The organism is Rhizobium sp. YTUHZ045 (assembly GCF_051124255.1).
GTDB lineage: Bacteria > Pseudomonadota > Alphaproteobacteria > Rhizobiales > Rhizobiaceae > Rhizobium.
Map to the genome: position 1 here is coordinate 1,611,999 of NZ_CP101432.1, position 21,912 is coordinate 1,633,910.

Consider the following 21,912-nt stretch of genomic DNA (forward strand, 5'->3'; position numbering starts at 1 on the left):
TCCCTATGTTATCTCCGCTGCTCCTGTAGAAAGAACAGATGAAGTCAGCGGAGTTTGGCATGGCAGATCTCGTCGATCCGGTACAGCGCGCGTTTCTCGGCGTGGAGAAATCCGCACTCGACAATCGCTGGGTTGCAAGACTCGACCAGGCTGGCCAGAACCGGGCGCTCGCCATGGCGCAGGTTCACGGGCTGCCGGATCTGATCGCCCGCGTTCTCGCAGGACGCGGCGTCCCGGTTGACGAAGCGGTCGAATTCCTCGACCCGACGATCCGCAGCCTGATGCCCGATCCCCACACGCTGACCGATTGCGAGAAGGCGGCAACCCGTCTCTTGCTTGCAATCGAGCGCGGCGAGCGCGTGGCGATTTTCGGCGACTACGACGTCGACGGCGCGGCTTCCTCGGCGCTGATGTTCCGCTTTCTAAGCCATTTCGGCATCAAGGCGAACATCTACATTCCCGACCGCATCTTTGAAGGTTATGGCCCCAATCCGGCGGCGATCAACCAGCTGATCGACAATGGCGCCAGGCTGATCGTCACCGTCGATTGCGGCTCCACCAGTCAGGACGCGCTTGCGGCCGCTGCCGCGCGCAACATCGATGTCGTCGTCATCGATCACCACCAGGTGACACATGAGCTGCCGCCCTGCCATGCGCTCGTCAATCCGAACCGTGAAGACGATCTGTCGGGGCAGGGGCATCTTTGCGCAGCCGGCGTCGTCTACATGGTGCTGGTCGCGACATTGCGGCTGTTGCGCGCGGCCGGCAACAAACGCATCCTGGCGCTCGACCTGCTGCAATGGCTTGACATCGTGGCGCTTGCGACGGTCTGCGATGTCGTGCCGCTGAAGGGGCTCAACCGCGCCTATGTGGTGAAGGGGCTGGTTGCTGCCCGGCACCAGAGCAATGCCGGGCTCGCCGCGCTCTTCCGCAAGGCGGGGCTCGCGGGCCCCGTGACCCCCTATCATTTCGGCTTTCTGATCGGCCCGCGCATCAATGCCGGTGGACGGATCGGCGATGCCGCGCTCGGAAGCCGCCTGCTGACGCTCGATGATGCCGGTGAGGCGGAAATGATCGCACAGCGCCTCGACGAGCTGAACCGTGAACGTCAGGCGATGGAGGCGATGATGCTGCAGGAGGCGGAAGCCGAGGCGCTGGCCGAATATGGCGACGGCGAGGGCGCCTCCGTCATCGTCACCGCCCATGAGAAGTGGCATCCGGGCATCGTTGGGTTGATCGCCGCGCGGCTGAAGGAGAAATTCAAGCGGCCCGCCTTCGCGATCGCTTTCGATCCCTCCGGCCGCGGCACCGGCTCAGGCCGCTCCATCAATGGTTTCGACATGGGCAGGATGGTGCGGGCTGCGGTCGAGGAGGGCATCCTCATCAAGGGTGGCGGCCATGCCATGGCGGCGGGGCTGACGGTCGAGCGCGCCGATCTCGGCAGGTTGAGGACCTTCTTTACCGAGAAGGCCGCAAGGACGGTGGCGAGCCTCGTCGCCAACGAGACATTGAAGATCGATGGCGCAATCGGCGCAAGCGGCGCCACGCTTGAACTCATTGACCGCCTGGAAGCCGCCGGTCCCTATGGCTCCGGCCACGCTCAGCCGCTCTTTGCCGTACCGGCGCATCGGGTGCGAGACGCGCGCCTCGTCGGCGAGAAACATGTGAAGGTGACGCTGGAGGCGATGGACGGGTCGCGGCTCGATGGAATCGCCTTTCGCGCCGCCGATACCGGCCTCGGCAATCTTCTCATCAATTCACGCGGCGCGAGCCTCCATGTCGCAGGCTCGCTCGGCGCCGAACATTATCAAGGCGCACGCCGCGTCCAGCTGCGCGTCTGCGACGCAGCGCCAGCGAAATAGAACGGTCACGAAAAAGAGTCTCGGATGAGAAAATTAAAGGAAGAAAGTGGCACGCCCTAGGGGAGTCGAACCCCTCTTCCCAGAATGAAAATCTGGTGTCCTAACCGATAGACGAAGGGCGCTTCCTTCGTGGTGGCGCCCTTATAGTCAGCACCTTCGAAAGCCGCAAGCGCCAAGGCGCGAAAAAATCACAGTTTTCGCCGATTTTTTTGAGCTGTGGAAAACCACGGCGCTACGGGCGGTGGATGGCTGGAATATCAAACCGATCGGTGGTTGGCGGCAATCATAATTTCGATGGTACGCCCTAGGGGAGTCGAACCCCTCTTTACAGAATGAGAATCTGTCGTCCTAACCGATAGACGAAGGGCGCAGGCCAGCCTCGATAAAATAGGCGTGCGCGCGAGCTTCTGCAAGCGGATGCGATGGCTTCTGTATGGAGAGAAAGTGGCACGCCCTAGGGGAGTCGAACCCCTCTTCCCAGAATGAAAATCTGGTGTCCTAACCGATAGACGAAGGGCGCTTCCTTCGTGGTGGCGCCCTTATAGTCAGCACCTTCGAAAGCCGCAAGCGGCAAATTCGATTTTTTTCAAAAAAATGACAGATATTCCAGTGGCAGTACTATTTAAAATTACCACTGGCGAATCAAAGGCTTGTACAGCCTTCCAGAAGCAGGTGAAATCCAGCTGACGTTGGGTGAGGGAACTTCGCGTCGACGATGTCAGATCGCTCTTGCGGTGGTTAAGGGTGCCCGTTTGCCGCCGCAGCCCCAGTTCCAGTCCCGGGTCTTCCCGGTGTCGAGGTGGACCGAGTCGGTGTGGCAATAGGTGCCGACCCCGCCGCGATCCGGCAAGGATCTTATATACGCGGCGATATCCCACTTGGAGACGCCGTCGATCTGAATGTCCGCGGCCTCACAGCTCTTGTGCATCGATTCGTCAGCCCCACCAACCAGGCGGTTATGTTCTTCGTCGCGATAGCCTGACGTGACGATGACAGGCCGGCCGAAATGGTTTTCGACCGTCTTGATCACTTTCAGCAGGTCCGGTTTGAAGCAGCCGACCTCGACATTGTCGTTCTGGACGTGCAGCCCGTTCGGCGCAACACGCGTCATGCCGGGCAGGGCGGCTTTGTGCAGAAGGCCGGAAAGACTGCCGAGCAGGTTCTGCTTCGGTGCGCTGTAAAGCGCGTTTGTCGTCGAGGCGGGCATACCGCCCATCGCCAGCGAGGCTGTTTGTACGGGCGCAGGCTGCGTGCCGGAATTTTCGGACGATTGCTGCGGCAGCACCGGGGCGGCCGGCTGTGAGGGCATGATCGGCTGGCTGTAGACGCTGCTTTTTGTAGGGGCCATTCCTTCCGTGGGCGCATAGGCCTGCGGCTGAATGACGGTGGACGTGCTGTTGTTCTGTGGCGGCGGCTGGTGATCCGAAAAGATGCTCATCGCCTGCGCATTGATCCGTGTCGACTGCATGACGAGCCCGCCTATATTGGCAGGCGCCACCATTGCCGGATCGGCCGGCGGGACGGCGGCATTCGCATCGCCTGCCACGACCTGTGGCGCGGCCTCGGCGCCGGAGACATTGACGAGGCGGGGGTCGGTATAGACTGAGCGCGGGGCAGATTTCACGGGCGCCGTTGCGCCAAGCTGTGGCGCTGCGGCCGCCGTCGCCGGAACAACTGCGGCCGAATCGAGCGTCTTCTTGTTCGATACGCAGCCGGAAAGCGCCAGCATCGAGGTGGCGATCAGCAATGCGCCCTTAATGGGCATCCGCATCTCAAGGTCACGCAAGCAATCGGTCTCCGGTTGATGCGAAAACGGCGAGATATCGCCATCTTCCGCTTCGAGTCACCGGGAGATTGCCTGCGGGGCCGGATCGCGGCAAGCGTCAAGGCGCCGGCCGGACCCGAAATCGCAAAAGCCGCAAGCTTCGCAAAAGCCTTGCGGCCAAAACCATTACCAGGCGCCGGTATTGCCCATGGAAGCCCAGGGTTCGGCGGCCGGAAGCGGGCTTCCCTTCTGCAGGATTTCGATCGAAATGCCGTCGGGCGAGCGCACGAAGGCCATGTTGCCGTCGCGCGGCGGCCGGTTGATGGTAATGCCGTTATCCATCAGCTTTTGGCAGATCGCGTAAATATCATCCACCTCATAGGCGAGGTGGCCGAAATTGCGTCCTCCGCTATAATCCTCCGTATCCCAGTTGTAAGTGAGCTCGAGGCAGGGCGCCTTTTCGCTGCGCGCACGGTCGAGATCGTCGCGAGCGGCCAGGAAAACCAGGGTAAAGCGGCCCTTCTCGTTTTCGTGGCGGCGAATCTCCTCCAGTCCGAACAGCGTGGTATAGAAGGCAAGCGAAGCGTCCAGATCTTTGACGCGAACCATCGTATGAAGATAACGCATTCTATCTACTCCTTTATAGGGGCTGGCCTTTTTGGCGAGCCGAGGTCAGCTTCGGGCAAGTCATCTTTATAAAATGTGCAGCTGGGAATAACCGAAAACTAGGACTTGCGCTTATCCGTTACCAAGATGTTAATCTTGATTTCAAGAATCAGTTAACCGTAACAGTGTGACGCGTATTCGAGGGGCTGGCGATAATGGCTGATAGGATTTCATCGAACGCATACACCGATGTCGACGAGCTGTCGTCGGAAGCGGTCGATCTTGTTGAAATCACCGGTGTCGTCAAGTGGTTCGACGTCGCCAAGGGCTTCGGCTTCATCGTGCCTGATAACGGCATGCAGGATGTTCTCCTGCACGTGACTTGCCTGCGTCGCGACGGCTATCAGACGATCCTCGAGGGGACGCGCATCGTCGCTCTCGTCCAGCGCCGCGAGCGCGGCTACCAGGCTTTCAAGATCCTGTCGATGGATCAGTCGACCGCCATTCATCCTTCGCAGCTGCCGCCGGTGCGCACCCATGTGCAGGTCACCGCCACGAGCGGGCTCGAGCGGGCGCTTGTCAAGTGGTTCAACCGCACCAAGGGCTTCGGCTTCCTGACGCGCGGTGAGGGCACCGAAGACATTTTTGTGCACATGGAGACGCTGCGCCGCTTCGGGCTGACGGAGCTGCGCCCCGGCCAGGTGGTCCTCGTCCGCTTCGGCGATGGCGAAAAGGGCCTGATGGCCGCAGAGATCCATCCCGACGTTCCGAGCCCGGCAAGCCGGTCGCACTGACATGCGCGGCATCGTCCTGTTTCATGCGATCAGAAGCGCCGTCATGGCGCTTTTTTTCTTGGTCGCCCTGCCGGCTTTGGCTGAGGAGGAGATGCGGTTCGAAAAGGAGCCACTGCTCATCCAGACAGCCGCCGGCAAGATGCTGCATTTTACGGTCGAGGTCGCCGCCACCGGTGATCAGCGCGCCCGCGGGCTGATGTTTCGCAAGTCGATGGCTGATGACGCCGGCATGATTTTCGATTTCGGGCAAACACGGCGCGTTGCCATGTGGATGGAGAACACCATCCTGCCGCTCGACATGCTCTTTGCCGACGACACCGGCACGATCCGCCACATCAAGGAAAACGCAAAACCCTATTCACGCGAGATCATCGATTCGATGAGCCCGGTGAAATACGTCGTCGAACTCAATGCCGGCATCGTCGGCAAATTCGGAATCAAGCCGGGCGACAGAATCGTGAGCGCCACGACGACGAAGGCGAAGTGACGGCACACCAGCTCGCGAGGTGCGATGTGGCCAACAAGAAATCCAAGAAATCAGAATATTGAATGGTCGGAGTGGAGAGATTCGAACTCCCGACCCTCTGGTCCCAAACCGGAGACGAGCCCAAATGGGCTTCCGGAAAACCGGGATTCTCGCCCAAATAAACCCAGAACGTCCGAAGAACGTTTGGGATTATCACCCACGGTGCTCTCACAAATTCCCACCGTCGATAACCCTGACGCGGCCGTTCGCTTTAGTGCTCGGAGCGAAGAGGGCCCGCTTGGTGTGCTTCTGCAGCTTCGCCATGATCTCCTCAGTCGCACGCATTGGCTGCTCGAGATAATCGGGGTCGAAAGTCTCGTACCAATCGGTCGTCTTCGAGCCCTCCTTCACCGCATGACCCAACCACTTCGACCGCTGCTCTTTCGAGACTGGGAAAGACGCGCGTCTTAGGTTCGTCGCCATGAAGTGACGGAGCGTATAGCACGTCATCTCGGGCAGGTTGACCCCCTGGGTGCCACCGTCGATCACCGGCTTGCCGATCTTGTTGAGGCGTTTCTCGACCGTGTCCTGATATTGTCGAATAGGCTTGCTATTGTTCCAGTGCTCAAACCAGCCAGCAAGATTTGTGGTCATACGGATGATCGGCCGGCGCTTGCGCGTCTGCCGGCGGCCGGGCGGATTGAGGTCGATCGTGCCGTACTCGAAGTTCACCTGCTTTGAAATGTCTAGATCGAAGATGGCTTCGTTCCGGGCGCAGGTGTTGAGCATGATGATGACGAACCGGAAGTCATCCTCCTCATCGATCGCGTCGATCCATCGACCGAGATCCTGATAGGTCGGAATGTAATCCCTTGGCCTTGAGACGTCGGCTTTGAGATGATCCGCAATCTCCTCCTCATTGCAAAATATAGGCACGGCAGCGTCGAGGAGCTGCACCTCGTGCTCTTTCCCATCAATCTTGATGACCTGCGGAACTGCGGAGTAATTGATCGCAGCCCGAACCGAGATCATGTAGGTGTAGATGGATTTTGGTGTGAGCTTTTCCATTTCCGAGATCTTCTCCCAGCATCGCTGCTGCCGGATGCGGGTCAGATCTGCAACGACCGGCGAGGGGATATCGATCGCCTTGAGCGCGCCAAGGATCAGGTCCGCCGCGCGTCTCGCGGCGGCAACCTGCTTGTATCCCTTCGGCTCGGCATAATTGTCTTGGTAATGCTGAAGGACATCGAACAGATAGACCTCGGTGGGCGCCTTTTTGGATGGCGCACCATTCCCCAGCAGTTTTACGAGTTCTTCTTTCGCCTGTTCGAGATTCTCGCCAGGTAGAGCCTTTCTCTTAACGCGTCGGCTTCCGTCATCGTACCAGTAGCGGTAGAAGCCGGGTCGTCCCGCCTCCTGTCCGATCCACTGACCTCGGTACTCGAATAGCTGGCGTTCGGATCGTCTTCGTCGCATTTCGTCTCCTGATTTATGGCGATCGCGAGGTCGGCCAGGGGATACACAGGCTTCCCCTCCTTCCCCTTGAAGACACGGATCGCGCGCTCGCGCCGCCAACGGTTCAGGATCTGGGCACTTAGCCACGGATAGGCCTCGAGAACCTGATCGTGTGGCATCAAGTCGTCAAGAGAGATTGGCGGCCACGCTTTATTGCTCAGGTGATCTTCCACGCCTCGAACTCCTCAATGACATGGCGCAGGTTCATTCCATTCGACCGGGTGCGGTCGAGATCCGCGAGGCGCGGCACGTGGCAGCGATCGGCCATCACCTTCAGGGCCGCTTCCTCTGTTTTCACCTCCAGAAATGCCCGGAACAGCGGCGTGCGGCAGAGGCCGCGCGCCTCATCTTCGCGTGGGCCCGGCTCGGAGGCGGGCGGATTGCTGGACACATCCGGTTCTGCCTTTGTGTCCGGCCTGCATTTCCGAATTTCGTCTGCGGTAGGTTCCTGTTGTCCAGCCGGCTGCGCGGCGGCGGGCGCGACGATATCGATGACGACATAGCCGTCGGCGTCGACGCGCAGCTCGATCTCGCGGGCCCGGCCGACATTCGGCAGTACCGCGGCTACAACTTCCGCAACGGTGAACATGTGGCGCTCGACCTGGATCATGCCCGATCACCCCGCTTTTCCAACACGCGAAGGTAAGAGATGGTGTCGCGGCAGACCGCGCGGACTTCTCGCCAGCCCGCAATCCACTTATCGCGCTCAGCATCGGTGACGCGATCGTTGTGCGGAAGCTCGTTAATACGCTCGATTTCGCCCTCGGCCTCGCGCATGCGCGTCTCATTGAAGGCTATGATATCGCCAATTGTCTTCATCGCTTGCCGCCTTTGCCAAGGAAAGCGTCCCGACGGCGGGTCCACTCACCAATCCGATAAGCATATTCGCTGCTCTCGGTGGCACCGACTACCGATCGGACACCAGGCGTGCGGAAGATTAGGACGGGGAAATCGCGGATCAGCGCGTCGGCTTCTGTGAGCAGCTCGGCGGCTTCGTCCAGTGCGTCGGCGAGCGCGCCCTTGTTGCCGAGGCGATTGATCTTCGCGAGATCCTGCAGCTTTGAGATCACGCCGGTCGTCATCAAGCGTTCTCCACCGCAATGCGCAGCGCCGACCAAGCCACGGCGCGCTCGGGTGTCTGTGCGAGGGAGTCGACCAGAGCCCGGGCTATCTCCAGCAGTCCTGCTTCGCCGGCCTCGAGCATGTCCGCGGCTTCCTCGATATCGACGGGGAAGTAATGACCAGCCGTATCAATATGGCCGCGGCGGAGAACGTCCGCGTAGGTTCGGAGGCAATCGGCGACGAACGGGATCTTTACCCCGAAAACTTCCCGGGCAATCCCGGTCGGCTGTTCCGAATTCGGGACACTCCATCCGATCGCTTCGAACGCCTTCACGAAAGGGTCGTCGGTCTCGTCGCCGGAATTGTTGTAGAACGCGCTCTTGAAAGCCGCGAATTGGCTTGCGGTTATCTCAGCCAATGCCGTTCTCCTTTAGGAAATCTTCGAGTCCGACCGGCGGCAGCTCGGCGGCGGTGAAATATCGAATGATAGTTTGATTGAGCCGATCCCAGGCGCCGTCGTACTGGCGCTCGATCGTCTGCCACTGCGTAGTGCGCAGCGCGTCGCCGTATTTTGCCTTGCGAGAGAGCCTGAATAGCGTTCGCGATCGAGCGTTCAGCTGCTTGTGTCGGGCGCGCGTCCTCGTGGGCAGCTGCTTCCAGCACTTTCCGCAGATAATATGCCGGCAGCCCGGATAGCGATCTGCCGCCGCGGTACGCCGGCAATTCGGATTGAGGCAAGTGATTCGGCCGGAGGTCATGGTGCGCCACCTCTCCGGATGACGATCATGGCATCCGCATGCGCGTAAGCCATGCGCGCTGCCAGATCGGCGATGACAACCTTCCCGCTGATCCCATGGATCCGCCCAAGCTGGTCGAAATCCGCGTCGTCGATTTCACCGAGCTGCTGGATGCAGATAGGAAGCGCCTTCCCAGCAAACCAATCGCGCAGGCTCATGCCGGGCTCGACGAACGGGAAGGTAAATCCATGTTCATTCGTCTCGGTTGTGACGATCGGGAAGGCCGGTCCGCCGGTTACATTCCTGCTCTCGTCAGCCATCTGACGGCACCTCTCCAACAAAAACCATGACTGGGGGGTGACTCACGCCAAGGATTTGCAGGATTATCGGCGCCCCGGCGGCGATTGCAGCGATCTCGTCCGGCGTCGGAAGCCACGCTGTTTGCATCGCTGGCGTCTCTGGTCCGTTGACCGTGTCGTTAACTACGATGTCGCGGACGGGCAGGCCGAGATAACCTTGTGACTTCCCGAGGATGCGGGTATGCCCCTGGATCATTCCCACCTGCATTAGAGCTTCCTCCCAAATTCAGCTTCAGCAGCGGCCCGGCGTGCGGGACGCATCTTCACGACGGCCGCGACCTCATCCAGCTTGCGCCGGAATTCCATGGCCTCGTCGTCTCGTTCATGGGGTAGGGTGAGGTAGGCGCTCCAAGCCGCCTCGAGCATGCGAACGACAACGCGTTCGGAAACCGTCAGGTCCTTCATCGGTCACCTCCAGGGCATTTCGAATGGGATGTCGTCGTCGAGTTCGCGGGAGAAGCCGCCGCCGCTGCCGCCGCCGCCATAGCTGCCGGGCCCGAAGTCGTCGTCAGCGCCACGGCCATTCGACCTGCCGCCGCCACTTCCATTTCCACGATTGGCCCCTCGATCGTCACGGCGGCTATCGCCGCCGCCGTTCTCGTCGCGGCCGGAGAGCATGATGAGCTTGGCGTCAAACTGCAGAACGACTTCCGTCGTGTAGCGATCGCTGCCGTCTTGGTGCTGCCACTTGCGGGTTTGCAGCTTTCCCTGGACGTAAACCTTCGATCCCTTGCGGAGATATTGCTCGCAAACCTTTGCGAGGCCCTCGTTCCAGACCACGATATTATGCCAGTCCGTCTTTTCCTTCCTCTCGCCAGAATTGCGATCGCGCCACGTTTCCGTGGTGGCGATGCTGAAGTTGGCAACGGCGTTGCCGCCTTGAGTGCGTCGGATCTCTGGGTCTTGGCCCAGATGTCCGATCAGCGTTACCTGATTGAGGGAGCCGGCCATCAGTGCAGTCCTCCCGTTTCGTGCTGATTAGAAAGTTCTTTCATGTGTCTGGCGATCTCACTGTAGAGTTGGAAGCCGAAGTTGCCCGCGCACGTGCCACAGGCTGCGCCGGCGTGCTCGGACTGGATGATGGTGGTGCAGAGGCGCGGCAGAATGGTCAGGAGATCGGCGCGCAGGTCCTGCGGATCCGCTCCGGAATTTCCGGCGTCGACAAGAAAAGCATGAAAGGCTCGCTGCAGATCGGATCCAGCAGCCGTCATGGTTCTGAGCGGGTGGGCATCGGCGAGTTCAGCAAGGAACAGCAGCCATTCGCTCGGCGTGCGGGGCGGCTTGCTCATTCCCGATCCCCTTCGTCCAAGGCTTCGAGCAGATCCTCGACAGTCAGGCCTCCGTCGACGTTCTCAAGGAAGAGGCGGACAACCCTTCGCGTGTGCGCAATCTTGTCCTGCGAAGGTGTGCGAGGTTTAAGGATCTCGATGCCAGATGCCGTGCTCGCGCCGGCGGCGACTTCGACCGCGTCGTGGATCTCAGATACCGGGATCATTGGCCAATCTCCTGCAGAGCTTCCTGCTTGGCCCGCGAGAGTTCGGCCATCGCCTCCTGCGAGCCTCCGGGTGCGTCTGGATGACGGGACTTGGAAAGTGTCCGGAACCGACCTTCGATGACTTCGCGGGTCGGAGTTTCTGAGTTGATGTCGAGGACATCGCGCCAGCTCCGGTGATCGGGCGCCGGCAGCGCCAGTAGGCCGGTGAAGGTGGCCTTTACGATATGCAGGCCGCCGTGGCGCAGCTCGGTGCGCCGTCCGTCGATGATGTGATAGATAGCCTGGACGTTGTCCTCGACCTTCGGGTAACGGTCGACCGCGATGCAGACCGACATGCCGTCCCACTGGAACCAGACAGCGACACCAGGATCATCGGGCCGATCGACGCCAAGCGTGACGTTCGAAGAGATCGTGATGCCATCCACTTTCTTGCCTGAGTCGGTGGCGAAGAGTTGGAGCGAGCTGCGGACGTTCTTCAGTGCCGCCGGCAGGGTGGTCTTGAACTTCGAGACGGCCTTGTTCTTCGTCCGGGGGATATTGTGCGGCCAGGTGAGGGGATACGCCGTGGGGCTCATGTCACATCACAATCGTTAGAGTTTCGGAGGCCCGGGTGATGCCGGTGTAGAGGTGCCGGCCGCGATCGGCGCCGAAGGTGGCGCTTTCGTCGAACAGGCACACGTTTGCCCACTGGCTGCCCTGCGACTTGTGGACCGTAAGGGCATAGCCGAAGTCGAATTGCTGGGTTCCGCGTAGATCTTTCCAGTCGACCTCGTGGCCGCGGCCCTGAAAAAATTCCTCGCGGACGCGCACGTCGACCGGTGCGGCATTGTCGAAGTCGAGGGACTTCACCGACATGCGCACGCACATATCCTTGAGAGCACCCTTCGACTGCTTGTTGAGGGCGAGAACCTTCCAGAGGCCGCCATTGAAAATCCCGAGAGTGGAATCGTTCTTGAGGGCGACCAGCACGTCGCCGGGCTCAGGCATCTTGGTCCTGTAACCAGCCAATTCCCGAAGGCGATCGTTATATGCTGTGCGCGTCTTGTTGACGCCTACGAGGACCTGGTCGGCGGATTTGACCAGATCGGCCGTCACTTCGCCGCGGCCGATTATCTGCAGTGCACCGTAGTTGCCGTACTTGATCGGCCTGCCTTCGCGTACGGCTGTCGCCGCCCTCAGAATCGGATTTTCCTGTGCCTGCCGGTGGATCTCCGTCAGCATGACGTCCGGATCTGCATTGGTGAAAAAGCCACCGCCCTTGACTGGGGGGAGCTGCGCCGGATCACCGAGGACCAGCACCGGAATACCGAACGAGAGAAGGTCGTTACCAAGCTCTTCGTCCACCATCGAGCACTCGTCGATGATGAAAAGCTTGATGCCCTGCAGTTCGAACTTCGGCTTCAGTTTGAACGAGGTTCTGCCGGTTTTTTCGTCGAGCTCGACATTGTAGATCGTGGAGTGGATCGTCGTTGCGTTCTCGCAACCGTTCTTCCGCATGACCATCGCGGCCTTGCCGGTAAAGGCCGCGTAGTGGACGCGGCCGTCGACCTGTTCGGCGAAGTGTCGGGCGAGAGTAGTTTTGCCGGTACCGGCGTAGCCGAAGATCCGGAAGATCGGCCGCTCGGCAGAGGCATAGTAAAACCACCCGGCAACGGTATCGATGGCGGCGGATTGAACGGGCGAGAAGCGCATGTCAGAAGCTCCTGTCCCAGGAGCTCGAGCGCGGCCGAGACGCCGGCGCCGACGGCTTCGCGGCGTTGCGCCGGTTGATCTCGTTCTGCGCGGCGATCTTCACGCCCTTGCGGACGTCGGATCGAGTGAGCCACGACAGATAGCCGTCTGGAATCTCGGTGAAGCGCTTTCCCTTGTGCTCGCCGAACGGCATCTTAAGGGGGACTGCGCCAGGATCTGATAATCCGAGCATCTCCGCGATGGTAAGGTGTCTGGTCAGATGAAGGAAAATATGAGCGGACACCGCCGCGTCGTAACCGGCCCGGTGGGCATCGCCCTCGACCTTGATGCCGAGATACTCCTTCAGGGTCTCGTTCTTGTGGTTCGGCGCCTGTGGCCAGACGTGACGGGCACACTCGAGCGTGCAAATCCACGGAAGCGGTGATCGAACGAATTGCTTGTCGAAGGAGACGTTGTGGGCACCGAGGAGCGTGGCGCCACGCGACAACAAAGCCCTTGCGTCACTGGGATCCATGCCGTCGACAACCATGTCGTCGGTGATGCCGTGGATCTCGGTGCACTTCGCCGGGATCGGGTGACCAGGATTGACGAACCTGCTCTGCTGTTCGCCTTCGATTTTCCAGCCATCAGGATAAAACACGATGTCGACCCAGCCGATTTCGCACATTTCAGCGTGCGGCGGGAAGCCGGTTGTTTCGGTGTCGCAAAGGCGGAAAATGGAGAGAGGGGCGATATCCATATCAGTTCCCCTCTGCATCGAAGCCTTCGAGCCACGCGGCCGTCAGCGCTTCATCCTTCTTGTATTCGGCCGGGATAGCCTTCCGGCTCATTTCCTTGGCGCGAGCATCACGGCCGGCGCGGTAGGCCGCTGCTTCATCAGCAGCCGAGTCGCCGGTACCGCGACCTTCATCACCACCACCATCGCCGCCGCGATCATCATCGCGACGTTCGTCCCGCTGCCGATCATCCTGCTGCCGGCGCTCCGCAGGCTTACGGGTCTCCTGCCGCCTTGCCGGCTGCTTCTCCTTTTCGTTCTCCCCCAGTTTCTCCATCGGCACCTGGCTGCCTGACTGATCGGCGATGCCGACGAGGGCGTCGAGCCGGTTGGCAATCCCCCGAGGCCTGTTGGCCGCTGGCGTGATGTCGCGCGCCTGGCCGGCGAGGTCGTAGAGAAAATTGTCGCGATCGAGGAGAGGAGCGATCTCGCGCGAGAAGGGAAGACGTTTGGACAAATGCCGGAAGACGGTCTTGAAGGCCATCTCCTCCCACCAATCAACCCATGGGCCGCTATCCTTGTTCTTTGAAGACTGACGAACTTTTTCGATGTCGGCGGTCCGCATCGTGTCGACGTAGCAACCGCCTGCCTTCATCACCACCTGCGCGTAAATGCGCCGGATCAGCTTCCGGTCCTGATCTTCTGCCTCCTCGTGGAACAGGTGCTCGCCATCGTCATCGACCCAGGCGCGGAACTGATCGCCCCCATAGACGATTCCAACGGTCGCGCTCTTCACAAGGCCGGTATTGTAGACCTTGTTGAAAATCCCGCGGATCATCGGCATCCACTGGACCTTCTTGATCCAGACGTCCTTGCCGCCATCCTTAATCTTGGTGTTGTAGACCACCATGGCGCCTTCTTTTTTATCGGGCATCAGACCATCGATGGCGGCGGCGAGTGCGGCCTCGAAGAACGAAACCCGATCGGCAAGAAGAAGATTGGGGTCGCCCATGGCGGCCCGAACGAGCACCGCCTTGAACTGCTCAGGCGTGATATGGGAGGGAAGCGCTTCGGCGAAGCTTTCGAGCCGCTGCTCGATCTGCTGGCGAAGCGTCTGGACCTTTGGATCATTCGAAATAGCTACGTCGTTCATGAAATGCTCCGATCAGCGGAAAGAGGTCTTGGAGTCGCGGTAGATCCGGACGCCGGGCAGGGGCTTGGTGTCTTTGTGGTGGAGGGCGTAGGCGCGGACGAACTTTTCGAGATCGCCGATCCTGATGAAGTTGCGCAGCTCCTCGAGCGGGATCTTCGCCGCATCCTCGATCTCAGCCGTCCAGCGGCCGCTACTACTGATCGTGCCGGCAGCTGTGCGGGTCGGGCCGGTGCCGGCCTTCAAAGCCTCGCGCGCCGCCTTCTGCGCGGCATCTTCCAACACCGCGGCTTCATTCATGACGACATCGCCAAGGACGGAATGCTCGGCGTTCTGCGCTTCTTCGAGCTTAGCGGCGGCTTCTTCCTGGGCGATGCGGGCCCGTTCTGCCGCCTCGCGCGCCTCCCGGGCACGCTTCTCGTCGTGGTAGGCGCCGACCTTTTCAGCGAAAGCCGTCTTGATGCGGTCGACCCGACTCTTCATGGTGTTGAAGAAGCCGTTGATGATTTCGATCTCGTCACGGCGGCTTTTGGTGGCCGATGTCCGATCGTTGTCAATGCCGCTGGCACCGGCCAGCTTTGTCGCTGTCTTGCCGATCTCGACCATCTTCTCGACAAGCTCGTCGGTGAGTCCGGCCGTTTTACCGTCTTCAGCCGGCGTCTCGGCCGCATCGACGAGGGCCTTCACGCTATTGGCGTCGGCTGCCAGTTTCTCAACCTGGTCCATCAGCTTCCGGTAATCGACGGCGAGCTGCTCGGTGAGTGTGAGGGGCGGTCGGTTGTGGCCGATTCCGGCCACGTCAGAAGCGTCCATTGCTTTGATCCCTTAGCTTGATACGGATTTGACGCTGTGTGGCGCCGTCGGCGCGCACGGTGGTGGGCGCAAGGATCTCGAAGCGCTTGGTCGACGCGATCTCGGCCGAGCCCATCGCGTAAAGGATCTGCGCACGAAGCACGTCCTCGCGCTTCTGCAGCTCGCGCCGCTTGATCCGGGTGTCTTCGAGATTGCTGGCGAATAGGTCGACGGTTTCGTCGCCCGAGAGATCGATCCGCTTCGCTTCGGTCCAGCGGTTCACGTCGAGCACGGCCGAGCCATCCCGATCCCAATCGACCGGCGGGTGGCCGCCGGCGTCGGTGATGCGCCAGAAAGCATTCGTCGCGGTGACCAGGGCGCGCCAGACCTCGGCGTGCAGCGGGATATCGACCACTTCCATGTGGATCCCGCGGCCGACAACGAGGACCGCCACCGCCGCCCAGGCGGCGCCGGTCATCTTGGCCTCGACGATCGCCTGCACGGCGATCCAGAGTGGAACCTCGACTTCGCCGGACTCAGGATCGATCCATCCGGATCGGTAGGCTTCTTCTGACGACGTCTTGAACTGCACGATCCCGCGCCCACTGACGTCGGGCCTGTAGGCATATGCGTCCGGCGTAGCGCCGAGCTTCAGGTCTCGGTCGCAGTAGAACGCATTGTCAGCGCGATAATCGATCGTCCATGTCGGGCGTTCTTCGCGCAGCATCTGGACAGCGACGGGCTCGAGCAGGCGGCCGCGACGCATAGCCTCGTTTTCTTCCGTGCTTTCATCGAGCCTCCCGGTCTTCAACGCCCAGAGCTGGTAGGCGGTCGTATAAGGGTGGCAATACAGCAACGCGCCAGCGACAGATGCCGTGATGAAGCCGCGGCGGAGTTCCAGCCAGTCGGCGCGATCGCCGGGGAGGATGCATTCAACGGGCATCGGCACCCCCGGAGAACACGGTGCCGATCATTTCGAGACGGTTGGCGGCAAGAGCCTCGTCGATGATCAGGCGTTCGCGCTCTGTCAGCGCCCCGCCCACCGCCCATTTGCGGATGCAGTCGGCGATCGTCAGGCGAGAAAGGGTGCCGATTGAGACCGGAACGCTATCTGGCAGTTGGTGGCCTGGCTTGTAGTCATCCATTTTGGGGATCCGCTCGCTCCAGTTGGCAGCTTCTTGGAGCTGACCAATCCGATGTTGAGCGGATAATTGCGATTATCGCGAATTAAGTCAATCGCTAAATTGCGAATATCGCGATTTATCGAATACGGATGGCTCCCCGTCTCGCACGGGCGCGCGGAGTTATTTTATATAAATATCCATAGGGGTGGCCCTTCAGGCCACCCCCCTAATAGATGTTTGATCTATGTGGATAATCTCGTTTTGTAGAAGAGATTGCGCGAGAGCTTTTCAAAACTTTTGGTAGATGCGAATCATTTTCCGACTCGACTCTCAACCGGAGTCCTGCTTTTCTCCTCCATGAACGAAATGAGAACAAGAAAGGAGTTTAAAATGCAGCGACCGCCGTCCGATCATCCCGACGCAATGAGGCTTGTTGTTGAGTTATCAAGCCTTTACGTGGCGTGTGACGACTGCGGGCATTCCCGCATCCTCGGTCTGAGCAACCTTCAGAAGGCCTCAGAACTTGGGGTCCACAATTACATGCAGTTATGCCGAAAAATCCGGTGCAGCGAGTGCCCTAAGACAACGCCGGCCTTCCGCAATTTGACGATCCGGCCGACGTGGCGTGGCGAAGAACTTACTCAAAGCATCGCGTGAAAAACCACCTTGTGGATGCTGAAAACCCTATCAGCTGGAAATTCCAATTCGTGCGTTTCGCCTTCGCCGGGGTTGTATTGGTACAGGCGCAGAGTGTCCTTTGACTGACTGACATAGCGCTTGATATAGCTGTAAACCTCGTCGCCGTCGTTGTCGCCCAAGACCTGCACGATCACATCGTCGCCCTGCCTAACTTTGGCATGGGGATTCACCCATGCGGTTTCGCCGTTGAAGAACCTCGGCTCCCCGGAACTACCTTGCACTTGTACCGCGTATGCGCCTTCCACTCCGTCAAGGCCCGGAGGGCAGAAGACGCGTGCGATGTCCTGGCCGTTCATGATGAAACGGCCGTTAGGCCCAGCTGAGATCTGGCCGCGAAGCGGAATGGAAACGTCGTCAGGAAACTGTTGATATCGCGGCGGGAAGCTGGCATTCGGCTCTGGTTTTTGCGCTCGCGATGTCTTTGCCTGGCCAATGATGTGACGCTGATCGCCGACGCTAATAACGAAGTCCGCGCCCAGCCATTTTTCTTTCATGCCTTCGAAGCCAGGCGGAAGCTCTCCGAAATATCGCGCAGCGGCCTCGATCTCTTTCAAATCGAGCTTTCTGCGCTTCTTGGGATCCGAACTTTCCAACTCGATCGAGCGGGTGACTTTGTCGGCCGTCATTCCAATCGCTTTGCCGAACGCGGCCTTCTCGCCGCGCTCTTCCAATTTCGTTGCAAGCCATTGTTTTACGTCGTGTTGCGGATCTCTCATGATGCGATACTCGCGAAATACGCAAAAACTTCTATCGCGAAGTTCGCAAAATTCGCTTGACAGTAAATCGCGATAATCGCAAATATCGCGACATGAGCGAAAAATATCTCGAACCCGCTAAATCGATCGTCGCCAAAATTGGTGTGCAGAAGTGCGCCGAGGTTACCGGCAAGCACGTCTCGCGCGTCTATCGCTGGATGGCGTCGAAGGAAAAGGGTGGGACAGGCGGTCTTATACCGCTTGAGGATGCAACGCTCCTTATCGCCTTCGCGGAGAAAGAGGGGATCGCTTTGATGCATAGCGAATTTTTTCCCGTCACGGAGGCGCTCCAGTGACCTCACTCGCTTTCGACTTCGTGGCATCTTCTTCTCCTTCGCAGGTTCATGCGAAGAGAGTGCCAGCTCCTGTTGCCAAAAGGCAGGAAACTGTTGCCAATCGCCTGGAAACCCTTTCCAGCAACGACAATTTGCCGAATGCCTCCCAAGGCAATGCGGCGGGGAAGACTGAGTATGGTGTGTCTTCCCCGCAGGCGATGCTGCGTGAGCTCGGCGAACTAATCGCTGGCCGCCAGCCCGCCAAGGTTCTTTATCCGCTGATCGCAACCGATCTCCGTCGCTTCTCGTCCGACGACATCACCCTGCGTCGTGTGCGCGCCATCTTCAATGGCGAGGCGACCAGGCTTTGGGACGACGAGGCGATGGCGATCCGCATGGCGCTATCCCACAGACGCAATGCGAAGGCGCGGCGCGATTTCGCGCGTGCCGCTGCCGAGATGGAGAAGAAGCTCGCCGAGAACGGCATGCCGTTGTCTGCTGATCAGCACCGGGTGGTGCAGGCGCTGGCGGCCGAGGTGGCGGCATGAGCACTTTTCCAGATTGGTTAACCCTCAGCAAAGAGCAGCGCATTGAAGCTATCAAGCCGCTGGCCGCGAAAGGTTTTTCGGCATCAATCATTGCGAACCGATTCAGGAATGTGACTCGGAACGCGATCATCGGCTATTTGACGCGCTATAACATCAAGCATGGAAAGGGCCAGGCGAAGCCGGCCGGCATCTCCAAGACCTCCGCGAAGGCCGCCACAGCCAAGAAGACCGCGCGCCGAGCGCATGAGGAGCCAGCCGATCACTCGGCCATACCCTACAGGGTTAAAACCGAAGCCTCCGTGAAGGCCGTTCCCGACATGATCGCCCTTGAGCCGATCGCCAAGTCCCGAGCATTCGATCCAATCGACGGCGTCCCTCCTGTTCTTCTTGAAAACCTTGGCGCTCGCCAGTGCCACTGGCCGGTCAACGGCTTGCAGGGACACGAGCCGATCTTCTGCGGCGCCCGCGCATCCAATCTCTACTGCACCAGCCACGAGCGGCTTGCCTATTCGCCGCATGGACATTGAGGAGCCGAATGATGGCAAGAGTTCTTGAAGGCAGAAACCGCGCAAACCCCAGCGAGATGGCGTCCTTCGTCGACAAGTTCGAAGAGCTCGAGAAGGAGATCCTTCGCGAGAAGATGAGCTACATGGAACGCTGCCGGCGCATCCGCAAAGAGCAGAGCGACCTGCTCGATGACGCGAAGTCGCAGGGCCTGCCCAAGAACGTGCTGAAGGCCGTGGTCAAAGCTCGCGACCTGGAGCGCAGGGCCGAGAGCATCATGGAAGAGCTCGAGGATGATGCGCAGCAGGTCTTTAAGGATATCCGCGAAGCCCTCGGCGATTTCGCCGATCTGCCGCTGGGTGCCGCTGCTGTCGAGCGCGAAGAAACCAGCGATGACGATCGCACCGCTGCGATCGTCGGTGCCGTGAAAAGCGATATGTCCGAAGACGAGCAGACCGCATGGGATGCGGCCGCGCCGAAGGCGGAAGCCGCCGCGGCGAAGGTTCACTGAATTCTGAGATTGGACGGCGCTTCTCCTGAGCGCCGACGGCATGCCATCGCGCAACAAAGGCATGTCGGGCCCGACCTGATGTCGTTCTCAGGTCGGGCCGCCAAAGCGACCGCTACAACCCACAACAAGAAAATCAGCGATGTCCGACGCTCCTCGCATGCTTACCCTCGATCTCGCGTCCAGATTTGGTTGGGCGTTCGGCGTCGCCGGCACCGCGCCGGTGTCGGGCTCGCGGTACTTCACGCGCGACGGCAACGCCCCGAAGGGCGGTCCGATCTCGAACGGCGCGAAGTTCTGGAACGCGATGCGCTTCATTTCCTGGGCGATCGAGGAATTCAAGCCGACCAATATCATCTGCGAATTGCCGATCGCACCTTCATCGAAGCAGGGTCAGACGTCGAGCGCCGCGTTTGAAATCCTTTACGGCCTGCCAGCCGCGGTGCGCGGCATGGCGTATGGGCTCGGCGTTTTCGATTGGGAGTACGCGACACCATCGACGGTTCGAAAGCACTTCATCGGCAACGGCGGGATGAAGGGTGAGGATGCGAAGCCGATCGTCTTCCGCAAGTGTATGGCACTCGGCTGGATCCTGCCTTCTGACGAGGACATCTCGCACGATCGTTCCGACGCGCTGGCGATCTGGTCGTGGGCTGAGGCCAAGCTTGCTCCCAAGCTCGCCCAGCCGGTCGACGATCTCTTCTTGAAAGCTGCATCGAGAAAGCGAGGCGGGGCATGAGCGCGCTTGTTATTTCCAGCGTTGAGCAGACGATCCACAGCGACGAGTGGGATCCTTATGAGATCCTTGGCATCAGGCGCCGATCGACGCCAGAGCAGATCCGTTCCGCATATCGACGACGGGCGAAGAAGCTGCACAGTGACGCCGGCGGCGACGCCAGGGCTTTCCTTTTACTCAAGGAAGCCCACGATTTTTTGATGGATCCGGTTGCGAAGTCGCTGTGGGATCGCCGGCAGTTCAGGGCGACAGAGCAGGAGTGCAAGGCGGCGAGAGGTCTTCTTGACGATATCTGCCGAGCCGTCATCAGCGGTCTGGCGAATGGCGACGGCATGCCGCCAGAGCACGCCAACATTCCGGATCTGATGCGTCAGGTCGTATGTTCCAACTTAAACGACTTCGCGACCAGCAGGACCAGCAATCAAAATCGCCTCCGTAGACTGCGCCTCATGAAGGGGAAAACCCGGCGGAAGGGTAAGGGCGACAACATGGTCGCTCGCGTTATTGAAAACCAGATTGCAGAAGCCGAGGCGACCTTGGACCGGCTGAAGAAGCAGATCCGCGTGGGCGACATCATGCTCGCCGAGCTCGAGAGCTACGAATGCGAGAGCCTGCCTGAGCCGCCATGGAGTGGCGGCCAGGCCAGCTATTCCACCTTTCCATCATTCACCTCCAGGACGGTTTTCTACTGATGGACATCGTGATGCACCACATAGCAACCATTTTCCTGACGGTACTCATGGTCATATTCCTGAGCCTCGGCTTCTATGGCCTTTTTCAGCACGCCAGCAAACAAATGAGTGGCAGTCACCCAACGCTCCACCAGGTGCGCTGATCAGATGGACACGCTCTTTTCCCATTACGGTGTGAATTGGGCGTTCCCCGGCCTTGAGCCGGGTGCATACGATTTCATCATGGCTGATCCGCCGTGGGACTTCGCGAACTGGTCGGCGCGTGGCGAGCGAAAGAACGCCAAAGCGCATTACAGGTGCCTCCCGATCGAGGAAATCAGGGCGTTCCCGGTCGCCGAGCTGGCTGCTCCAGACACTCTGTTATGGATGTACGGGACCAACCCCATGCTCGATCAGCAAATCGAGACGATGAAGATCTGGGGGTTCGAGTTCAAGACCGCGGGCGCGTGGATCAAAACCACGGTCCACGACAAACTGGCCTTTGGGACAGGCTATATTTTCCGGTCCGCTTCGGAGCCTGTCCTGATCGGGACGCGCGGCAATCCTAAAACCACTCGGTCAACCAGGTCCGTCTTCTACGGAAAGGTTCGCGAACATTCTCGCAAACCGGAAGAAGGCTTTGAGGTTGCTGAAAAACTAATGCCCCACGCAAAGCGCAGACTCGAACTGTTCAGCCGGACAGATCGGGCAGGCTGGGAAACTTGGGGAGACGAGAAGGGAAAATTCAATGGCTAAAGACTCGGTACCGGGAAGCAGTCTTCTCGGCCTGCCGATCGTGGCGGAGCCCGGGCTGTCGCGTGTTCTCATCGAGCACGGTGACGGTCGATGGTCGACCTGCCTCGTGCGGAAATCGATCGCTGAGCAGTTCCCCAATCGGCCCATCGATGCCGAATGCACTTTCACCATGGACAGTGTGGTCGACACGGCGCGCAAGGCGTTCTCGAGCGATCCGGCGATAGCCGACGACAAGCACGCCGGTCGGAAGCTGGCCGCGGCCGTCCTGATGTTCTCGATGGCGCTCGGGATCCTCAACGAGAAGGACGAGGCAGCATGACGTTCCG

The 21,912-nt window shown here is 59.9% G+C and carries 34 protein-coding genes and 3 tRNA genes; 11 read left to right on the forward strand and 26 right to left on the reverse strand.

Annotation, left to right across the window (positions count from 1 at the left end):
• Positions 1-59: 59 nt before the first annotated feature.
• Positions 60-1,862, forward strand: coding sequence for a single-stranded-DNA-specific exonuclease RecJ (recJ, locus tag NMA58_RS08050; RefSeq protein ID WP_434712915.1), 1,803 nt, complete (start codon positions 60-62; stop codon positions 1,860-1,862).
• Positions 1,863-1,909: 47 nt separating this feature from the next.
• Here recJ and NMA58_RS08055 read toward each other — a convergent pair.
• From NMA58_RS08055 to gloA, 5 genes are all read right to left on the reverse strand, one after another.
• Positions 1,910-1,984 (reverse strand) — tRNA-Glu (locus NMA58_RS08055).
• 173 nt (positions 1,985-2,157) lie between these two features.
• Positions 2,158-2,232: transfer RNA gene (locus NMA58_RS08060), tRNA-Glu, on the reverse strand.
• Positions 2,233-2,307: 75 nt separating this feature from the next.
• Positions 2,308-2,382 (reverse strand) — tRNA-Glu (locus NMA58_RS08065).
• Positions 2,383-2,580: 198 nt separating this feature from the next.
• Positions 2,581-3,648: a D-Ala-D-Ala carboxypeptidase family metallohydrolase gene (locus NMA58_RS08070; protein ID WP_434712916.1), complete on the reverse strand. Its 1,068-nt coding sequence runs from the start codon at positions 3,646-3,648 to the stop codon at positions 2,581-2,583.
• Between the two features lie 165 nt (positions 3,649-3,813).
• Positions 3,814-4,254, reverse strand: coding sequence for a lactoylglutathione lyase (gene gloA / locus NMA58_RS08075; protein ID WP_085778026.1), 441 nt, complete (start codon positions 4,252-4,254; stop codon positions 3,814-3,816).
• A gap of 194 nt (positions 4,255-4,448) precedes the next feature.
• Between gloA and NMA58_RS08080 the strand changes: the two genes are divergently transcribed.
• On the forward strand, positions 4,449-5,027 hold the full coding sequence (locus NMA58_RS08080; protein WP_064802232.1) for a cold-shock protein: 579 nt from the start codon (positions 4,449-4,451) through the stop codon (positions 5,025-5,027).
• A 1-nt stretch (position 5,028) separates the two neighbouring features.
• Entirely contained in the window at positions 5,029-5,514 is a 486-nt protein-coding gene (locus NMA58_RS08085; RefSeq protein ID WP_183701004.1) for a DUF192 domain-containing protein, read from the forward strand.
• 207 nt (positions 5,515-5,721) lie between these two features.
• On the opposite strand, the gene NMA58_RS08090 is transcribed toward NMA58_RS08085, so the two are convergent.
• From NMA58_RS08090 to NMA58_RS08185, 20 genes are all read right to left on the reverse strand, one after another.
• Complete coding sequence (locus tag NMA58_RS08090; RefSeq protein ID WP_434712918.1) at positions 5,722-7,095, reverse strand: hypothetical protein; 1,374 nt, start codon at positions 7,093-7,095, stop codon at positions 5,722-5,724.
• 70 nt (positions 7,096-7,165) lie between these two features.
• Complete coding sequence (locus NMA58_RS08095) at positions 7,166-7,618, reverse strand: hypothetical protein (RefSeq protein WP_434712919.1); 453 nt, start codon at positions 7,616-7,618, stop codon at positions 7,166-7,168.
• On the reverse strand, positions 7,615-7,785 hold the full coding sequence (locus tag NMA58_RS08100) for a hypothetical protein (protein WP_434712920.1): 171 nt from the start codon (positions 7,783-7,785) through the stop codon (positions 7,615-7,617). The genes NMA58_RS08095 and NMA58_RS08100 overlap by 4 nt, the downstream gene beginning before the upstream one ends.
• 38 nt (positions 7,786-7,823) lie before the next feature.
• Positions 7,824-8,090, reverse strand: coding sequence for a hypothetical protein (locus NMA58_RS08105; RefSeq protein WP_434712921.1), 267 nt, complete (start codon positions 8,088-8,090; stop codon positions 7,824-7,826).
• On the reverse strand, positions 8,090-8,488 hold the full coding sequence (locus NMA58_RS08110) for a hypothetical protein (protein ID WP_434712923.1): 399 nt from the start codon (positions 8,486-8,488) through the stop codon (positions 8,090-8,092). The genes NMA58_RS08105 and NMA58_RS08110 overlap by 1 nt, the downstream gene beginning before the upstream one ends.
• Positions 8,481-8,828, reverse strand: coding sequence for a hypothetical protein (locus NMA58_RS08115; protein WP_221124153.1), 348 nt, complete (start codon positions 8,826-8,828; stop codon positions 8,481-8,483). Before NMA58_RS08115 ends, NMA58_RS08110 begins: the two co-directional genes overlap by 8 nt.
• Complete coding sequence (locus tag NMA58_RS08120; protein ID WP_434712925.1) at positions 8,825-9,127, reverse strand: hypothetical protein; 303 nt, start codon at positions 9,125-9,127, stop codon at positions 8,825-8,827. The genes NMA58_RS08115 and NMA58_RS08120 overlap by 4 nt, the downstream gene beginning before the upstream one ends.
• The gene (locus NMA58_RS08125) at positions 9,120-9,374 is read right to left on the reverse strand and encodes a hypothetical protein (RefSeq protein WP_434712927.1); all 255 of its coding nucleotides are present in this window, start codon (positions 9,372-9,374) and stop codon (positions 9,120-9,122) included. The genes NMA58_RS08120 and NMA58_RS08125 overlap by 8 nt, the downstream gene beginning before the upstream one ends.
• Complete coding sequence (locus tag NMA58_RS08130) at positions 9,374-9,571, reverse strand: hypothetical protein (protein ID WP_434712929.1); 198 nt, start codon at positions 9,569-9,571, stop codon at positions 9,374-9,376. Before NMA58_RS08130 ends, NMA58_RS08125 begins: the two co-directional genes overlap by 1 nt.
• 3 nt (positions 9,572-9,574) lie before the next feature.
• Entirely contained in the window at positions 9,575-10,117 is a 543-nt protein-coding gene (ssb, locus tag NMA58_RS08135) for a single-stranded DNA-binding protein (RefSeq protein WP_434712930.1), read from the reverse strand.
• Entirely contained in the window at positions 10,117-10,455 is a 339-nt protein-coding gene (locus NMA58_RS08140) for a hypothetical protein (protein ID WP_434712931.1), read from the reverse strand. The genes ssb and NMA58_RS08140 overlap by 1 nt, the downstream gene beginning before the upstream one ends.
• Entirely contained in the window at positions 10,452-10,661 is a 210-nt protein-coding gene (locus tag NMA58_RS08145; RefSeq protein WP_434712933.1) for a hypothetical protein, read from the reverse strand. The genes NMA58_RS08140 and NMA58_RS08145 overlap by 4 nt, the downstream gene beginning before the upstream one ends.
• Positions 10,658-11,236, reverse strand: a complete 579-nt coding sequence (locus tag NMA58_RS08150) for a J domain-containing protein (protein WP_434712934.1) — start codon at positions 11,234-11,236, stop codon at positions 10,658-10,660. Before NMA58_RS08150 ends, NMA58_RS08145 begins: the two co-directional genes overlap by 4 nt.
• Position 11,237: 1 nt before the next feature.
• Entirely contained in the window at positions 11,238-12,353 is a 1,116-nt protein-coding gene (locus tag NMA58_RS08155) for an ATP-dependent DNA helicase (RefSeq protein WP_434712935.1), read from the reverse strand.
• Between the two features lies 1 nt (position 12,354).
• Entirely contained in the window at positions 12,355-13,020 is a 666-nt protein-coding gene (locus tag NMA58_RS08160) for a 3'-5' exonuclease (RefSeq protein ID WP_434712937.1), read from the reverse strand.
• 73 nt (positions 13,021-13,093) lie between these two features.
• The gene (locus NMA58_RS08165) at positions 13,094-14,221 is read right to left on the reverse strand and encodes a recombinase RecT (RefSeq protein ID WP_434712938.1); all 1,128 of its coding nucleotides are present in this window, start codon (positions 14,219-14,221) and stop codon (positions 13,094-13,096) included.
• A gap of 12 nt (positions 14,222-14,233) precedes the next feature.
• Positions 14,234-15,031, reverse strand: a complete 798-nt coding sequence (locus tag NMA58_RS08170; RefSeq protein ID WP_434712940.1) for a hypothetical protein — start codon at positions 15,029-15,031, stop codon at positions 14,234-14,236.
• The gene (locus NMA58_RS08175; RefSeq protein ID WP_434713393.1) at positions 15,018-15,953 is read right to left on the reverse strand and encodes a YqaJ viral recombinase family protein; all 936 of its coding nucleotides are present in this window, start codon (positions 15,951-15,953) and stop codon (positions 15,018-15,020) included. The genes NMA58_RS08170 and NMA58_RS08175 overlap by 14 nt, the downstream gene beginning before the upstream one ends.
• Entirely contained in the window at positions 15,943-16,155 is a 213-nt protein-coding gene (locus NMA58_RS08180; protein WP_434712941.1) for a hypothetical protein, read from the reverse strand. Before NMA58_RS08180 ends, NMA58_RS08175 begins: the two co-directional genes overlap by 11 nt.
• 620 nt (positions 16,156-16,775) lie before the next feature.
• Positions 16,776-17,549: a S24 family peptidase gene (locus NMA58_RS08185; RefSeq protein WP_434712942.1), complete on the reverse strand. Its 774-nt coding sequence runs from the start codon at positions 17,547-17,549 to the stop codon at positions 16,776-16,778.
• A 56-nt stretch (positions 17,550-17,605) separates the two neighbouring features.
• On the opposite strand from NMA58_RS08185, the gene NMA58_RS08190 reads away from it, so the two are divergent.
• The 6 genes from NMA58_RS08190 to NMA58_RS08215 all read left to right on the forward strand — a co-directional run bounded on the left by NMA58_RS08190 (position 17,606) and on the right by NMA58_RS08215 (position 20,851).
• Positions 17,606-17,884, forward strand: coding sequence for a hypothetical protein (locus tag NMA58_RS08190; protein WP_434712943.1), 279 nt, complete (start codon positions 17,606-17,608; stop codon positions 17,882-17,884).
• Positions 17,885-17,943: 59 nt separating this feature from the next.
• On the forward strand, positions 17,944-18,411 hold the full coding sequence (locus tag NMA58_RS08195) for a hypothetical protein (RefSeq protein WP_434712944.1): 468 nt from the start codon (positions 17,944-17,946) through the stop codon (positions 18,409-18,411).
• Complete coding sequence (locus NMA58_RS08200) at positions 18,408-18,938, forward strand: GcrA family cell cycle regulator (protein WP_434712946.1); 531 nt, start codon at positions 18,408-18,410, stop codon at positions 18,936-18,938. Before NMA58_RS08195 ends, NMA58_RS08200 begins: the two co-directional genes overlap by 4 nt.
• 11 nt (positions 18,939-18,949) lie before the next feature.
• On the forward strand, positions 18,950-19,426 hold the full coding sequence (locus NMA58_RS08205) for a hypothetical protein (RefSeq protein ID WP_434712947.1): 477 nt from the start codon (positions 18,950-18,952) through the stop codon (positions 19,424-19,426).
• A 139-nt stretch (positions 19,427-19,565) separates the two neighbouring features.
• On the forward strand, positions 19,566-20,162 hold the full coding sequence (locus NMA58_RS08210; RefSeq protein ID WP_434712948.1) for a hypothetical protein: 597 nt from the start codon (positions 19,566-19,568) through the stop codon (positions 20,160-20,162).
• Positions 20,159-20,851, forward strand: coding sequence for a J domain-containing protein (locus NMA58_RS08215; protein ID WP_221094210.1), 693 nt, complete (start codon positions 20,159-20,161; stop codon positions 20,849-20,851). The genes NMA58_RS08210 and NMA58_RS08215 overlap by 4 nt, the downstream gene beginning before the upstream one ends.
• Here the strand turns inward: NMA58_RS08215 and NMA58_RS08220 are convergent.
• Positions 20,845-20,970, reverse strand: a complete 126-nt coding sequence (locus NMA58_RS08220) for a hypothetical protein (RefSeq protein WP_434712949.1) — start codon at positions 20,968-20,970, stop codon at positions 20,845-20,847. The genes NMA58_RS08215 and NMA58_RS08220 overlap by 7 nt on opposite strands.
• Positions 20,971-20,998: 28 nt before the next feature.
• Here NMA58_RS08220 and NMA58_RS08225 point away from each other — a divergent pair, with 28 nt between their 5' ends.
• Together NMA58_RS08225 and NMA58_RS08230 are read left to right on the forward strand one after the other, a co-directional pair.
• Positions 20,999-21,586 (forward strand): MT-A70 family methyltransferase, encoded by a 588-nt coding sequence (locus tag NMA58_RS08225; RefSeq protein WP_434712950.1) that lies wholly within the window; start codon positions 20,999-21,001, stop codon positions 21,584-21,586.
• Positions 21,579-21,905 (forward strand): hypothetical protein, encoded by a 327-nt coding sequence (locus NMA58_RS08230; protein ID WP_434712951.1) that lies wholly within the window; start codon positions 21,579-21,581, stop codon positions 21,903-21,905. The genes NMA58_RS08225 and NMA58_RS08230 overlap by 8 nt, the downstream gene beginning before the upstream one ends.
• Positions 21,906-21,912 lie beyond the last annotated feature (7 nt).